Raw genomic sequence first — 13,084 nt, 5'->3', positions numbered from 1 at the left:
CAGAGTAACGGGTCATCGCCGTTTTCTCCATGATTTCTCCATTAAACCTGCACGATTCATCCCTATAGTGGTGTCTGTTCTCACTCTGACCAGAGAACATCATTCCGTAATCAAGATGTTTTGCCCCGATCTCAACATCGGGGCTTTTTTTTAGCCTCTCCTTCATCCGCTTTCAGAAGAATCTATAAAATTAATCCAGTTCATGTTTTACTATGACCGGAGTCTATATTTTCAGCATAACATGCAGATACAGAGGTCTTCTGCATGGGAGTCAACCTGCCTCATGTCAGATATCATTCTTGCCCGTGTTTCAGAAACCCTCTCCACCGAGCAATCTCTCGACAGTCTGGTGCGTCAGCTACTGGAAATGCTGGAAATTGTGACGGATATGGAATCAACCTACCTGACCAAAATCGATATCAACGCGCGTTTGCAGCACATTTTATATGCCCGTAACAGCAAGCAAATGCAGATCCCGGAAGGGTTCAGCGTGCCCTGGGACGAAACGCTCTGTAAGCGCGCCATGGATAGCGACACCTTGTTCAGTAACGAGGTGCCCGACCGCTGGCCGGAGTGTGAAGCGGCAAAAGCACTGGGTATTACAACCTATATGAGCGTGCCGGTTCACCTGGCTGACGGTTCTCTGTACGGCACGCTTTGCGCTGCCAGCACCGCACAGAAACAGTTCAGCGAACGTGGCGAGCAGGTGATCAGGCTCTTTGCCGGGTTAATTGGTCAGTACATTCAGAAAGAGTCGCTTGTGCTTCAGCTTCGTGAAGCAAATGCGGCGCTCATTGCCCACTCTTACACCGACGCCCTTACCGGCCTGCCGAATCGTCGCGCCATTTTTGAAAACCTTACCACCCTGTTCTCACTGGCGCGCCATCTTAACCGCAACGTCATGATTGCCTTTATTGATCTCGATGATTTCAAGCGAATCAATGATCAGTACGGTCATGAAGCGGGCGATCGGTTCCTCGTTCAGGTCGGCAATCGACTGACTCACCAGCAAACGCAGGACGAAATTATCGGCCGGCTCGGCGGCGATGAATTTCTGGTTGCCAGCCTGAGTCACAGCGATGATGGCGACGCCAGCACAGAGGTCAACGCTATCAAAACCCGCCTCAACGGCCGTATCACGGGTGAATATGGGTTAGGTAATGTCACTATTCTCTATCCCGGTGCAAGCTATGGCGTCGTTATTGTTGATCCTCACTGCACAGATGAAGATAGTGCCCTGCGCACCGCAGACCTCGCGATGTATCAGGATAAAAAAGGAAAAAACAAAACAGGCTTTGTCGCGTTAGATTAAAACCGTACACTCTACGGCCTTATACAAACTCAAACAGGTGATGGCATGAGAATAGGGATCCTCTTTCCGGTGGTTATTTTTATCACGGCAGTCGTGTTTTTAGGCTGGTTTTTCCTTGGCGGTTACGCCGCGCCGGGGGCATAAATGAGAAAAACGACCCTCATCATGCTGATTGTCGCCATCGTGGCCGTCGCCGGTACGCAGTTTGGCTGGTGGTAACGCCCAAAGTAAAAAGGCCGCCCTCAGGCAGCCTTTTTTAACACAGGTCAGATTTAGCTTTTGATTTTTCTGTAGATAAACAGAACAACCAGCGCGCCAATCACCGCGACGACAAAGCTGCCGAAGTTGAAGCCATCAACTCTGCCAAAGCCGAACAGGGTACTGATCCAGCCACCGACGACTGCACCCACAATCCCCAGAACGATCGTGACGATGAAACCGCCGCCATCTTTGCCCGGCATAATCCACTTCGCCAGGATCCCCGCAATCAGCCCAAAGATAATCCAGGATAAAATTCCCATAGCTTTCCTCTCTGTATGGTTTTTGTCATTAAATCAACGACACAGAAAAGGATAGCACAGGATCTGAGAAAGGAAATTTGTGATAAGAATCACACGGTTCGTTTGAGTAAAATCTGAGCAATAAAAATTGCCGTTCCACACTCATCGTGGGGTTGCATCTTTTACTGAGAAAGATTATCTTTCTCATTACTGAATAGTTGAGCAAATCACTCAGGTATTCAGTACGACATTGCTCACATTGCTTCCAGTATTTCTTGCCCACTTTTTAGTGGGCTTTTTTTTGCCTCACCCCACCAAAATCTGGCGTTTTTTCCCATGAGGTGAACCGCTATTCTCTGTGGCTACTGAACAGCAAAGTGAATCTGATAACATGAACGTATCGAGCAAGTTCGTCATCTGCCTTAATCTTGTTTCTGCCAGTACGCTACTGTTACTGCTCTCAACACGGTTTGAGTGGTTCTGAGATGTAATGAGTCGGCATGGTGGCTTTCCTTTCAATTACGTGCGGGCTCAACGCGCATACTTGTAGCTTTAATGACCTGTGTTAAGATCCCTGCACCTCAGGACGTGGCGGGACAGCAGGAAAATGAACAAGGCCATTGCCGTTGCTATCATCTCAACCTTTATGGTCGTCCTGTCGCTGTATGCGGTTAACGCCATTATCGTTGAGCAGCAAAAGGACCGGCAGAGGGAGATCTCCCACACGCTCTTACGCTATTCCGAAGACTTGACGCAAAATATCGCCAGTACGCTTAAAAATACCTCCGCGAAGGGATGCGATAACGCCAGCCTGAACGTCTACCGTAATTTAAAGATGCAGAGTCTCTATTTCGCCGATGTGGGGTTTATTGAAAATGGGAAAATCACCTGCACCGCATTTTGGGGCAAGCTGGCAAATCCCATCGCTCTTCCCTCTGAGCTTCACAACACCCTGAACGGATTCAGTCTGGCGCAATTTTCACAGAAAGATTTTTTTGTAGGCAATGCGACAATTTATAACCATCTTATTATCTTCACATCACGTTCAGCCTACGATAAATTCTCTCCGGTCACCGCCAACTATTCACTTCGTTCTACCACGAAAGATTTCGACCGAACCTTTTTTACCGTTACGTCACCTACAGAAAACCTTAGCCGCTTGTCGTCACTGTTATTCACGCAGACCGTGACGCAGTGCAGCACGCGCTGGGATTTGTGCGTTACCGTCACCCACCACAATGCCGGACTGGCATCGCTCTCCCGCGTAGTGATGGTGCTCCTGTGCCTGTTTTTATACTTTATCTGGGTATCCCTGACGCTGTTTTCTCTTCGACTTTATGAAGATCGACTTTCTCTTGAGCGAACGCTGGTCAAGGCGGTGATAGCGAATACTATCAGCGTTCATTTTCAGCCCATAATTCGGGTTGCTGATAAGAAAATCGTCGGGGTTGAAGTGTTATCAAGATGGCAGGATAACAATCACAAAGAGGTTTCTCCTGAGCTGTTTATCCCGTTAATTAAAAAAATTGGTCTGTATAACGTTTATTATCAGAACATGATAAAGAAATCCCTGGCGGAAATTGCCGGGCTGGCGGCCGAACATCAGTTAATGATTTCACTGAACGTTGGCCGGACGGAAATTGAAGACGGCAAATTTCTGGCGGTATTACGTCATGCATGCTTAGAGAACGCTATTCCCTTATCGTTAATCAAAGTTGAGTTATCCGAGAATGGCGTTTCCACCTCGGCCATCCTTGAAGAGTTTTGTGAGGATCTTAAATCGGCAGGCGTCAAAATTTCAATAGACGATTTTGGCGTGCAAAACTCTAATCTGGCAAGGCTGTCCAATCTCAAATATGACGAAATCAAAGTGGATAAGTCGTTAGTGGATGGCATCAACGAGCATTATAAACAGGATATCCTGGTGATCTTTAGCGACGCGCTCGCTAAACTGCACAAAACCCTGGTGTTTGAGGGAGTCGAAAGCGAAACGCAATATCAGTTCATCGCGCAGAGATACCCCGATGCCCTCGTGCAAGGCTGGTACTTTTCAAAATCACTAACCCGGCACGACCTCGCCAGCCTGCTGGCTTACTCAGCGCGATGAAGCGTTATTCATTGCCCCATTGATTCAGGAAGTTCGCAATATCGTCAATGCGCGCTTCATCTATCTCCGCCTGGACAGCCATCTCCCGCTGCGCCTCTTCACTGATTTCCTCATTGTTGTATAAGCGAGTGAGCAGCAGCTGAAAATAGTGTGCCAGTGGCGTACGCTCCGCCTCTTCTGGCGGTTTTGCCGTTTCAGTCGCATACTCGTCGACGATGTCATAATACTTGAGCGGGATATCATGGGTCATAGCGTTGTTTTCCGTCTTGTGTGCATAAAAAACGGGAACCCTCAGGCTCCCGTTGTCATTTAACCCAGCGAGTGGATTACATGTTCGCGATAATCGCGTCGCCAAACTCTGAGCATTTCAGCAGTTTAGCGCCTTCCATCAGACGTTCAAAGTCATAGGTGACGGTTTTCGCGTTAATCGCGCCTTCCATACCCTTAACGATCAGGTCTGCGGCTTCGAACCATTCCATATGACGCAGCATCATCTCTGCGGACAGAATGATAGAGCCTGGGTTGACTTTGTCCTGGCCTGCATATTTCGGTGCAGTACCGTGAGTTGCTTCGAACAGGGCGCACTCGTCACCGATGTTCGCGCCCGGGGCGATACCGATACCACCGACCTGCGCTGCCAGCGCATCGGAGATGTAGTCACCGTTCAGGTTCATACAGGCGATCACGTCATATTCAGCAGGACGCAGCAGGATCTGTTGCAGGAACGCATCGGCGATCACATCTTTAATGATGATCTCTTTACCGGTGTTCGGGTTTTTAATTTTCTGCCATGGGCCGCCGTCGATCAGTTCACCGCCGAACTCTTCGGTCGCCAGCTGGTAGCCCCAGTCTTTGAACGCGCCTTCGGTGAACTTCATGATATTGCCTTTGTGAACCAGGGTCACAGAGTCACGATCGTTGGTGATAGCGTATTCGATGGCGGCACGCACCAGACGCTTGGTCCCTTCTTCGGAGCACGGCTTGATGCCGATGCCGCAATGCTCAGGGAAGCGAATTTTCTTCACGCCCATCTCTTCGCGCAGGAATTTAATCACTTTTTCTGCATCAGCAGAATCCGCTTTCCATTCGATACCGGCGTAGATGTCTTCAGAGTTTTCACGGAAGATGACCATGTCGGTCAGTTCCGGGTGCTTAACCGGGCTTGGAGTGCCCTGGTAGTAACGCACCGGACGCAGACACACATACAGATCCAGTTCCTGACGCAGCGCCACGTTCAGGGAGCGAATGCCGCCGCCAACTGGCGTGGTCAGAGGGCCTTTGATAGCAACGCGATAGTCGCGGATCAGGTCCAGCGTTTCGGCTGGCAGCCAGACGTCCTGGCCATAAACTTGAGTCGATTTTTCACCGGTGTAAATTTCCATCCAGGAAATTTTACGCTCGCCTTTGTAGGCTTTCTCAACAGCGGCATCAACCACTTTCAGCATTGCCGGGGTAACGTCTACACCGATACCGTCACCTTCGATGAACGGGATAATCGGGTTGTGAGGAACGTTAATCTTGCCGTTTTGCAGGGTGATCTTTTTACCTTCCGCCGGAACAACTACTTTGCTTTCCATTAACCTCTCCTTCGAGCGCTTCTGGTTGTTACTGATCTTATGTTAATAAATTGTAATGAGCCTTCCGATAGTACCTGATTGTCCGACGCCATGAAAGGTCTTCGTTATTAGGCTATAATGCGGCAATTGATAACGCCTGAAAATACCATGACGAAAACTTCTTTTAGAAAACACCGGGTTGAGCGATTCAGCTCACGACAAGCCACCAGAAGAACGCCAGAACCCCAGCCAACGCGGGTCATACTGTTCAATAAACCCTACGATGTATTGCCGCAGTTTACCGACGAGGCCGGGCGCAGCACGCTGAAGGATTTTATCCCCGTTCAGGGGGTCTACGCGGCCGGGCGTCTGGATCGCGACAGCGAGGGGCTGCTGGTGCTTACCAATGACGGCGTGCTCCAGGCCAGGCTTACTCAGCCGGGCAAACGTACCGGAAAAATTTACTATGTGCAGGTTGAAGGCGAGCCGGACGACGCGTCGCTGGCAAAGCTGCGCAACGGCGTAACGCTGAACGATGGTCCTACCCTGCCAGCTGGTATTGAGCGCGTGAATGAACCCGAGTGGCTGTGGCCGCGCAACCCGCCGATTCGTGAGCGCAAATCGATTCCCACCAGCTGGCTTAAAATCACCCTTTATGAAGGCCGCAACCGACAGGTCAGGCGCATGACTGCGCATGTGGGCTTCCCTACCCTGCGACTCATTCGCTACGCCATGGGCAGCTACACGCTGGACTCGCTGGCTAACGGGGAATGGCGGGATGTTACCCCTAAGGAGAACTGATGTTTAAACCCCATGTTACGGTCGCCTGCGTGGTCCACGCGCAGGGGAAATTCCTTGTGGTGGAAGAGACCATCAACGGCAAAGCGCTTTGGAATCAGCCAGCCGGGCATCTTGAAGCCAACGAAACCTTATTGCAGGCAGCGAAACGCGAGCTCTGGGAAGAGACGGGTATCCGCGCCGAACCGCAGCACTTTATCCGTATGCATCAGTGGATAGCGCCTGACCAGACACCTTTCCTGCGCTTTTTATTCGCCGTTGAGCTTAACGAAACGTGCGCCACTGAACCGCACGACGACGATATCGATCGCTGCCTGTGGGTGACCGCAGACGAGATCCTGAGCGCGCCAAACCTGCGCTCGCCGCTGGTTGCGGAAAGCATCCGCTGCTGGCAGTCTGCGGCGCGCCTGCCGCTGGATGTCATTGCAGAATTTAACTGGCCGTTTACAGAGGGTGTCAATGGTGGGGGGGCGTGATAGAATACGCCGCCTTGAAGTTCAATGTCGTGAGTATTCCATGTCAGATAACAGCCAGAAAAAAGTGATCGTCGGCATGTCCGGCGGTGTCGATTCCTCCGTTTCCGCCTACCTGTTGCAGCAACAGGGCTATAAGGTGGAGGGCCTGTTCATGAAGAACTGGGAGGAAGACGATGGCGAGGAATACTGCACTGCCGCTGCGGATCTCGCCGATGCGCAGGCCGTGTGCGATAAGCTCGGCATCGAACTGCACACCGTTAACTTTGCCGCAGAATACTGGGACAACGTTTTTGAACTCTTCCTCGAAGAGTACAAAGCGGGCCGCACGCCAAACCCGGATATCCTGTGTAACAAAGAGATCAAATTCAAAGCCTTCCTGGAATTCGCCGCGGAAGATCTGGGCGCAGACTACATTGCGACCGGCCACTACGTGCGTCGCGCGGATGTGAATGGTAAAAGCCAGCTGCTGCGCGGTCTGGATGGCAATAAAGATCAGAGCTACTTCCTCTACACGCTGAGCCATGAACAGATTGCCCAAAGTCTGTTCCCGGTCGGCGAGCTGGAAAAGCCGGAAGTGCGTAAGATTGCTGAAGATTTGGATCTGATCACCGCGAAGAAAAAAGACTCCACCGGTATCTGTTTTATCGGCGAGCGTAAATTCCGCGAGTTCCTGGGGCGCTACCTGCCTGCACAGCCGGGCAAAATCGTCACCGTTGACGGTGATGAGATTGGTCAGCACCAGGGGCTGATGTACCACACTCTCGGCCAGCGTAAAGGTCTGGGTATCGGCGGCACCAAAGAGGGCAGCGAAGATCCGTGGTACGTGGTCGACAAAGATGTCGAAAACAATATTCTGGTGGTGGCTCAGGGTCACGACCATCCGCGCCTGATGTCCGTTGGACTTATCGCGCAACAGCTGCACTGGGTCGATCGCGAGCCGCTGAAAGGCACGCTGCGCTGCACCGTGAAAACGCGCTACCGCCAGACCGACATCCCTTGCACCGTCACCCCACTGGATGACGATCGCATTGACGTGCGTTTCGACGAGCCGGTTTCCGCCGTTACCCCTGGCCAGTCTGCTGTTTTCTACAGCGGCGAAATTTGCCTCGGCGGTGGGATCATTGAACAGCGCCTGCCGCTGCCTGCTGTTTAAACCGTTTGCACACATAAAGGAGACCGTGTGGCGAAGAACTATTACGACATCACCCTGGCGCTGGCGGGAATTTGCCAGTCAGCCCGTCTGGTGCAACAGCTGGCGCATCAGGGTCATTGCGACGCTGATGCCCTGCACGTTTCACTCAACAGCGTTATCGATCTTAACCCAGGCTCCACGCTGGGCGTCTTTGGCGGCAGTGAAACCAATCTTCGTCTCGGTCTTGAAACCCTGCTCGGCGTGCTCAACGCCAGCAACCGTCAGGGGTTGAACGCGGAACTGACACGCTACACCTTAAGCCTGATGGTGCTGGAACGTAAGCTGAACGCGGCGAAAGGCGCAATGAATACCCTGGGCGATCGCATCGCCGGGCTACAGCGCCAGCTCGACCACTTTGATCTCCAGTCTGAGACCCTGCTGAGCGCGATGGCCGGTATCTACGTCGACGTAATTAGCCCGCTCGGCCCGCGTATTCAGGTCACCGGTTCGCCTGCCGTATTGCAAAGCCCACAGGTACAGGCGAAGGTACGCGCTTCGCTGCTGGCAGGCATCCGTGCCGCCGTGCTGTGGCAACAGGTCGGCGGTGGCCGCCTACAGCTCATGTTTTCTCGTCATCGCCTGACGACTCAGGCAAAACAAATTCTTGCTCATTGTTAACCTCCCGGAGTTGCGAATTATGGAATTATCCTCACTGACCGCCGTATCCCCTGTCGATGGACGCTACGGCGATAAAGTCAGCGCGCTGCGCGGGATCTTCAGCGAATATGGCCTGCTGAAGTTCCGTGTTCAGGTTGAAGTGCGCTGGCTGCAAAAGCTGGCCGCCCAGACAGCAATCAAGGAAGTTCCTGCTTTTGACGCAAAGGCAAACGATTACCTTGATAAAATCGTTGCTGAGTTCAGCGAAGAAGATGCCGCGCGTATTAAAACCATCGAACGCACCACCAACCACGACGTGAAAGCGGTTGAATACTTCCTGAAAGAGAAAGTGGCAAGCGTCCCTGCCCTGCACGCGGTATCTGAATTTATTCACTTCGCCTGTACCTCTGAAGATATTAACAACCTGTCTCACGCGCTGATGCTCTCTACCGCACGCAAAGAGGTGGTACTCCCTTACTGGCGTAAAATCATCGATGCGGTGAAAGCGCTGTCCGTGGAGTACCGCGATATTCCGCTGTTGTCCCGTACTCATGGCCAGCCAGCAACCCCATCCACCATGGGTAAAGAGATGGCAAACGTGGCGTACCGCATGGAACGCCAGTATCGTCAGCTGGAGCAGGTTGAGATCCTCGGCAAAATCAACGGCGCGGTGGGTAACTACAACGCCCACATCGCGGCGTACCCGGAAGTGGACTGGCACCAGTTCAGTGAAGAGTTCGTGACGTCTCTGGGGATCCAGTGGAACCCGTACACCACCCAGATTGAGCCGCACGACTACATCGCCGAGCTGTTTGACTGCATTGCGCGTTTCAACACCATCCTGATCGACTTCGATCGTGATGTCTGGGGCTACATCGCCCTGAACCACTTCAAGCAGAAAACCATCGCCGGGGAAATCGGTTCGTCCACCATGCCGCACAAAGTGAACCCAATCGACTTCGAAAACTCCGAAGGTAACCTGGGCCTGGCGAATGCCGTGTTGCAGCATATGGCGAGTAAGCTGCCGGTCTCCCGCTGGCAGCGCGACCTGACTGACTCCACGGTGCTGCGTAACCTGGGCGTGGGTATTGGCTACGCGCTGATCGCCTACCAGTCCACCCTGAAGGGTGCGAGCAAGCTGGAGGTGAACCGCGACCGTCTGCTGGACGAGCTGGATCACAACTGGGAAGTGCTGGCGGAGCCGATTCAGACCGTGATGCGTCGTTATGGCATCGAAAAACCGTACGAGAAACTCAAAGAACTGACCCGCGGTAAACGCGTTGATGCTGAGGGTATGAAACAGTTTATCGATGGTCTGGCGCTGCCCGAAGAAGAAAAAGCGCGCCTGAAAGAGATGACCCCGGCAAACTATATTGGCCGCGCCATTACTATGGTTGACGAGCTGAAGTAATCACCCTCCCCCTTTCCACCCGGAAAGGGGGCTGCTTTTCATCATCGTGTCGACGTTCACACCCCGTTACAGGCTCTTCCGGGATTACAACCTGTTGTCAGGCTGGTTGTTATTTTTCGCCGTGGAATAACTTTCCGGAATATATCGTTTTAAGCCGAACGGGCACAGCCTGAACTGGCACGGGGTCTCAACCGTGCATGGCCGATCCATCTCCTGCCGGTTACCTGGACACGCATTTTTCTGTTTGAACCCCATCCAGCCTATTGATGTATAGGGCATTGCCTGCACTATCCATACCCTACGCCGCCGATCGTTAATCAGGATACCCTGGTTTGAGGTGGTGATGATTTCACCGGCACGAACGTAATAATCCCCTTTTAGCCAAAGGATATAATTCAGGCCATATTGTGTTTCAACTTTGCAAAAGATGGTTCCACTTTCCGGGCTCGCAATAGTCTCAACAACCTTCCATTCCATAGAATCCTCTTTACTCGCTATATTGCTGTTTTGTTGTGTAAAAATGCTGATTTTCTGGCACATCTTATGCAAATCTAATTTCGCACCATAAAATAAGCGTAGACAAAGACAGACATAGTGAGAACATCCTTACAAAAAAAAGGGCAATCTTTACAAAACTGGCGTGCCCGTTCTGTCAAAAAAGCGACTCGCCTTCAACCGTTCATAAACGGATGGATGTTTTATCCGGATAGCGAAAGCGTGCGAAAACAAGTCAGTTTATATTACCCGCGCCTTCTGGGGGCGTATGAGGCTTATGTGAGGTGGGTGGGCGATATGAAACAGGATCAGGTCAACATACTTAATAATCAGATGCCTGGCGTAATGCCACCTGTCTTCAGAAGCATGAAAAAAATCATTTAATTTCATAACGCTGGTGTCAACCTGGATAATCAGCGTTAAACTATTCATACCATTTATAAAGGGAGAAATGATGATGCGCGTACTGGTTGTTGAGGATAACGCATTGCTACGTCATCACCTGAAAGTTCAACTTCAGGAGATGGGTCATCAGGTGGACGATGCTGAAGACGCAAAAGAGGCCGATTATTATCTCAATGAACACCTGCCGGACATCGCCATTGTCGATTTAGGGCTGCCGGATGAAGACGGATTATCTCTTATCCGCCGCTGGCGTAGCCATGACGTTTCCCTGCCGGTACTGGTGCTGACTGCTCGCGAAGGCTGGCAGGACAAGGTTGAAGTGTTGAGCGCAGGCGCAGATGACTACGTGACCAAACCCTTCCATATTGAAGAAGTCGCCGCGCGTATGCAGGCGCTGCTGCGCCGCAACAGCGGGCTGGCGTCACAGGTGATCTCTCTGCCGCCGTTCCAGGTGGATCTCTCCCGCCGCGAATTTTCAATAAATGATGAAGTAATCAAGCTGACCGCATTCGAATACACCATCATGGAAACGCTGATCCGTAACAACGGTAAAGTGGTGAGCAAAGATTCCCTGATGCTTCAGCTTTATCCGGATGCCGAACTGCGCGAAAGCCACACCATTGACGTGCTGATGGGCCGCCTGCGCAAAAAAATTCAGGCACAGTACCCGCACGACGTGATTACCACCGTGCGTGGTCAGGGCTACCTGTTCGAATTACGCTAAATGAAAGGGATTTTGCGCCACATTTTACCCCTTTCACTGCGGGTTCGCTTTCTGCTGGCAACCGCCGCCGTCGTGCTCGTGCTGTCCCTCTCTTACGGAATGGTGGCGTTGGTCGGGTACAGCGTAAGCTTCGATAAAACCACCTTCCGCCTGCTTCGCGGCGAAAGTAATCTGTTCTATACCCTGGCGAAATGGGAGAACAACCAAATCACCGTCGAGATGCCGGAAAACCTGAACCAGCAGAGCCCAACGCTGGCACTCATTTACGATGAAAAAGGAAAATTGCTGTGGGCGCAGCGCGACGTCCCCTGGCTGAAAAAGCGCATCCGTCCGGAATGGCTTAAAACCAATGGTTTTCACGAAATAGAAGCCGACCTCAACTCTACCAGCATCCTGCTGCGTGACGATCGGGCGTTACAGAACAAGCTCAATGAGATCCGCGCTGAAGATGACGACACGGAGATGACCCACTCGGTGGCCATCAACCTGTATCCCGCCACTCTGAACATGCCGCAGCTGACCATTGTAGTGATCGATACCATACCGGTTGAGCTAAAACGTTCGTATATGGTCTGGAACTGGTTCGTGTACGTTCTGGCTGCCAACCTGCTGCTGGTGATCCCTCTCCTGTGGGTTGCTGCGTGGTGGAGCCTCCGCCCGATTGAATCCCTTGCCAAAGAGGTGCGCGAGCTGGAGGAACATCACCGCGAGAAGCTTAACCCTGAAACTACGCGCGAACTGACCAGCCTGGTGCGCAACCTCAACCGCCTGCTGAAAAGCGAACGTGAACGTTACGACAAGTATCGCACGACGCTCACCGATCTTACGCACAGCCTGAAAACCCCGCTGGCAGTGATGCAAAGTACACTGCGTTCAATGCGCAGTTCGAAAATGAGCGTGGATGACGCCGAGCCGGTAATGCTGGAGCAAATCAGCCGTATTTCACAGCAGATTGGTTATTACCTGCACCGCGCGAGCATGCGTTCCGGAAGCGCCTTATTGAGCCGTGAACTGCACCCGGTAGCCCCGCTGCTGGATAACCTCACCTCTGCGCTGAACAAGGTTTACCAGCGTAAAGGGGTAAACATCAGTCTGGATATCTCACCGGAAATAAGCTTTGTTGGCGAGAAGAATGACTTTATGGAAGTGATGGGTAATCTGCTCGATAACGCCTGCAAATATTGTCTGGAGTTTGTCGAGGTGTCCGCGCGCGTAACGGATAACGAACTGCATATTATCGTTGAGGATGATGGTCCTGGCATTCCCCATAATAAACGCGAAGTGGTATTCGATCGCGGTCAGCGCGCCGATACGCTGCGCCCGGGCCAGGGTGTCGGATTATCCGTCGCCCGGGAAATTGTCGATCAGTACGAGGGCAAGATTGAAACCGGCGAAAGTCTGCTGGGCGGTGCCCGTATGGAAGTCATTTTTGGCCGCCAACAACCCGGATTGAACGATAGTTAACCCGAAATGTGAAAAATACGCGGATCTCGCAGCCAGGGGTCGGTGCT

At 52.1% G+C, this 13,084-nt stretch carries 16 protein-coding genes; 12 read left to right on the top strand and 4 right to left on the bottom strand.

All coding sequences use genetic code 11. From position 1 onward, the window contains the following. Window positions 1-283 precede the first annotated feature (283 nt). Genes ACOTXC_RS10690 through yoaJ form a run of 3 tightly spaced genes read left to right on the top strand, consistent with a single transcriptional unit; the run spans window position 284 to window position 1,531 of the window. Complete coding sequence (locus ACOTXC_RS10690) at window positions 284-1,312, top strand: sensor domain-containing diguanylate cyclase (protein WP_045621398.1); 1,029 nt, start codon at window positions 284-286, stop codon at window positions 1,310-1,312. A 45-nt stretch (window positions 1,313-1,357) separates the two neighbouring features. Further along, window positions 1,358-1,456 carry a YoaK family small membrane protein gene (locus tag ACOTXC_RS10685; RefSeq protein ID WP_015570793.1) on the top strand — a complete coding sequence of 33 codons (99 nt, stop codon included), beginning with the start codon at window positions 1,358-1,360 and terminating at the stop codon, window positions 1,454-1,456. Next, window positions 1,457-1,531: a protein YoaJ gene (yoaJ, locus tag ACOTXC_RS10680; protein ID WP_071841870.1), complete on the top strand. Its 75-nt coding sequence runs from the start codon at window positions 1,457-1,459 to the stop codon at window positions 1,529-1,531. A gap of 53 nt (window positions 1,532-1,584) precedes the next feature. On the opposite strand, the gene ACOTXC_RS10675 is transcribed toward yoaJ, so the two are convergent. Next, entirely contained in the window at window positions 1,585-1,833 is a 249-nt protein-coding gene (locus ACOTXC_RS10675; RefSeq protein ID WP_022647775.1) for a GlsB/YeaQ/YmgE family stress response membrane protein, read from the bottom strand. A 370-nt stretch (window positions 1,834-2,203) separates the two neighbouring features. Here ACOTXC_RS10675 and yncL point away from each other — a divergent pair, with 370 nt between their 5' ends. Together yncL and ACOTXC_RS10665 are read left to right on the top strand one after the other, a co-directional pair. After that, window positions 2,204-2,296 carry a stress response membrane protein YncL gene (yncL, locus tag ACOTXC_RS10670; RefSeq protein WP_071524166.1) on the top strand — a complete coding sequence of 31 codons (93 nt, stop codon included), beginning with the start codon at window positions 2,204-2,206 and terminating at the stop codon, window positions 2,294-2,296. Between the two features lie 123 nt (window positions 2,297-2,419). Then, window positions 2,420-3,919, top strand: coding sequence for an EAL domain-containing protein (locus ACOTXC_RS10665; protein ID WP_023305887.1), 1,500 nt, complete (start codon window positions 2,420-2,422; stop codon window positions 3,917-3,919). A 4-nt stretch (window positions 3,920-3,923) separates the two neighbouring features. Here ACOTXC_RS10665 and ACOTXC_RS10660 read toward each other — a convergent pair whose 3' ends face one another. After that, on the bottom strand, window positions 3,924-4,169 hold the full coding sequence (locus ACOTXC_RS10660; protein ID WP_022647773.1) for a DUF2543 family protein: 246 nt from the start codon (window positions 4,167-4,169) through the stop codon (window positions 3,924-3,926). A 76-nt stretch (window positions 4,170-4,245) separates the two neighbouring features. Then, the gene (icd, locus tag ACOTXC_RS10655; RefSeq protein ID WP_003857898.1) at window positions 4,246-5,496 is read right to left on the bottom strand and encodes an NADP-dependent isocitrate dehydrogenase; all 1,251 of its coding nucleotides are present in this window, start codon (window positions 5,494-5,496) and stop codon (window positions 4,246-4,248) included. A gap of 117 nt (window positions 5,497-5,613) precedes the next feature. Between icd and rluE the strand changes: the two genes are divergently transcribed. From rluE to purB, 5 genes are read left to right on the top strand one after another with little or no spacing between them, the layout of a single operon-like run. Beyond that, on the top strand, window positions 5,614-6,276 hold the full coding sequence (rluE, locus tag ACOTXC_RS10650; RefSeq protein WP_022650805.1) for a 23S rRNA pseudouridine(2457) synthase RluE: 663 nt from the start codon (window positions 5,614-5,616) through the stop codon (window positions 6,274-6,276). Continuing rightward, window positions 6,276-6,749 carry an NUDIX hydrolase gene (locus tag ACOTXC_RS10645; protein ID WP_032624461.1) on the top strand — a complete coding sequence of 158 codons (474 nt, stop codon included), beginning with the start codon at window positions 6,276-6,278 and terminating at the stop codon, window positions 6,747-6,749. Before rluE ends, ACOTXC_RS10645 begins: the two co-directional genes overlap by 1 nt. A 40-nt stretch (window positions 6,750-6,789) precedes the next feature. Continuing rightward, complete coding sequence (mnmA, locus tag ACOTXC_RS10640) at window positions 6,790-7,902, top strand: tRNA 2-thiouridine(34) synthase MnmA (RefSeq protein ID WP_058647124.1); 1,113 nt, start codon at window positions 6,790-6,792, stop codon at window positions 7,900-7,902. Window positions 7,903-7,929: 27 nt separating this feature from the next. After that, on the top strand, window positions 7,930-8,559 hold the full coding sequence (hflD, locus tag ACOTXC_RS10635) for a high frequency lysogenization protein HflD (RefSeq protein ID WP_006809213.1): 630 nt from the start codon (window positions 7,930-7,932) through the stop codon (window positions 8,557-8,559). Between the two features lie 19 nt (window positions 8,560-8,578). After that, complete coding sequence (purB, locus tag ACOTXC_RS10630) at window positions 8,579-9,949, top strand: adenylosuccinate lyase (protein ID WP_421767627.1); 1,371 nt, start codon at window positions 8,579-8,581, stop codon at window positions 9,947-9,949. A gap of 84 nt (window positions 9,950-10,033) precedes the next feature. Here purB and ACOTXC_RS10625 read toward each other — a convergent pair whose 3' ends face one another. Next, complete coding sequence (locus ACOTXC_RS10625; protein ID WP_421767626.1) at window positions 10,034-10,426, bottom strand: hypothetical protein; 393 nt, start codon at window positions 10,424-10,426, stop codon at window positions 10,034-10,036. 475 nt (window positions 10,427-10,901) lie between these two features. Between ACOTXC_RS10625 and phoP the strand changes: the two genes are divergently transcribed. Both phoP and phoQ read left to right on the top strand, forming a co-directional pair. Next, entirely contained in the window at window positions 10,902-11,573 is a 672-nt protein-coding gene (gene phoP / locus ACOTXC_RS10620; RefSeq protein WP_026094318.1) for a two-component system response regulator PhoP, read from the top strand. Next, complete coding sequence (gene phoQ / locus ACOTXC_RS10615) at window positions 11,574-13,037, top strand: two-component system sensor histidine kinase PhoQ (protein ID WP_023299812.1); 1,464 nt, start codon at window positions 11,574-11,576, stop codon at window positions 13,035-13,037. It begins immediately after the preceding gene. Window positions 13,038-13,084: the final 47 nt, after the last annotated feature.

It is taken from the genome of Enterobacter cloacae complex sp. IR5428, assembly GCF_049238585.1.
Taxonomy (GTDB): domain Bacteria; phylum Pseudomonadota; class Gammaproteobacteria; order Enterobacterales; family Enterobacteriaceae; genus Enterobacter; species Enterobacter intestinihominis.
This window is presented reverse-complemented; position numbering and strand designations above follow the sequence as displayed.

Excerpts from the sequence above, each read along its gene's own strand:
- ACOTXC_RS10690 (WP_045621398.1), top strand. The coding sequence starts at position 284 with ATGTCAGATATCATTCTTGCCCGTGTTTCAGAAACCCTCTCCACCGAG.
- ACOTXC_RS10685 (WP_015570793.1), top strand. The coding sequence starts at position 1,358 with ATGAGAATAGGGATCCTCTTTCCGGTGGTTATTTTTATCACGGCAGTC.
- ACOTXC_RS10675 (WP_022647775.1), bottom strand. The coding sequence starts at position 1,833 with ATGGGAATTTTATCCTGGATTATCTTTGGGCTGATTGCGGGGATCCTG.
- yncL (WP_071524166.1), top strand. The coding sequence starts at position 2,204 with ATGAACGTATCGAGCAAGTTCGTCATCTGCCTTAATCTTGTTTCTGCC.
- ACOTXC_RS10665 (WP_023305887.1), top strand. The coding sequence starts at position 2,420 with ATGAACAAGGCCATTGCCGTTGCTATCATCTCAACCTTTATGGTCGTC.
- ACOTXC_RS10660 (WP_022647773.1), bottom strand. The coding sequence starts at position 4,169 with ATGACCCATGATATCCCGCTCAAGTATTATGACATCGTCGACGAGTAT.
- icd (WP_003857898.1), bottom strand. The coding sequence starts at position 5,496 with ATGGAAAGCAAAGTAGTTGTTCCGGCGGAAGGTAAAAAGATCACCCTG.
- rluE (WP_022650805.1), top strand. The coding sequence starts at position 5,614 with ATGCGGCAATTGATAACGCCTGAAAATACCATGACGAAAACTTCTTTT.
- ACOTXC_RS10645 (WP_032624461.1), top strand. The coding sequence starts at position 6,276 with ATGTTTAAACCCCATGTTACGGTCGCCTGCGTGGTCCACGCGCAGGGG.
- mnmA (WP_058647124.1), top strand. The coding sequence starts at position 6,790 with ATGTCAGATAACAGCCAGAAAAAAGTGATCGTCGGCATGTCCGGCGGT.
- purB (WP_421767627.1), top strand. The coding sequence starts at position 8,579 with ATGGAATTATCCTCACTGACCGCCGTATCCCCTGTCGATGGACGCTAC.
- ACOTXC_RS10625 (WP_421767626.1), bottom strand. The coding sequence starts at position 10,426 with ATGGAATGGAAGGTTGTTGAGACTATTGCGAGCCCGGAAAGTGGAACC.
- phoP (WP_026094318.1), top strand. The coding sequence starts at position 10,902 with ATGCGCGTACTGGTTGTTGAGGATAACGCATTGCTACGTCATCACCTG.
- phoQ (WP_023299812.1), top strand. The coding sequence starts at position 11,574 with ATGAAAGGGATTTTGCGCCACATTTTACCCCTTTCACTGCGGGTTCGC.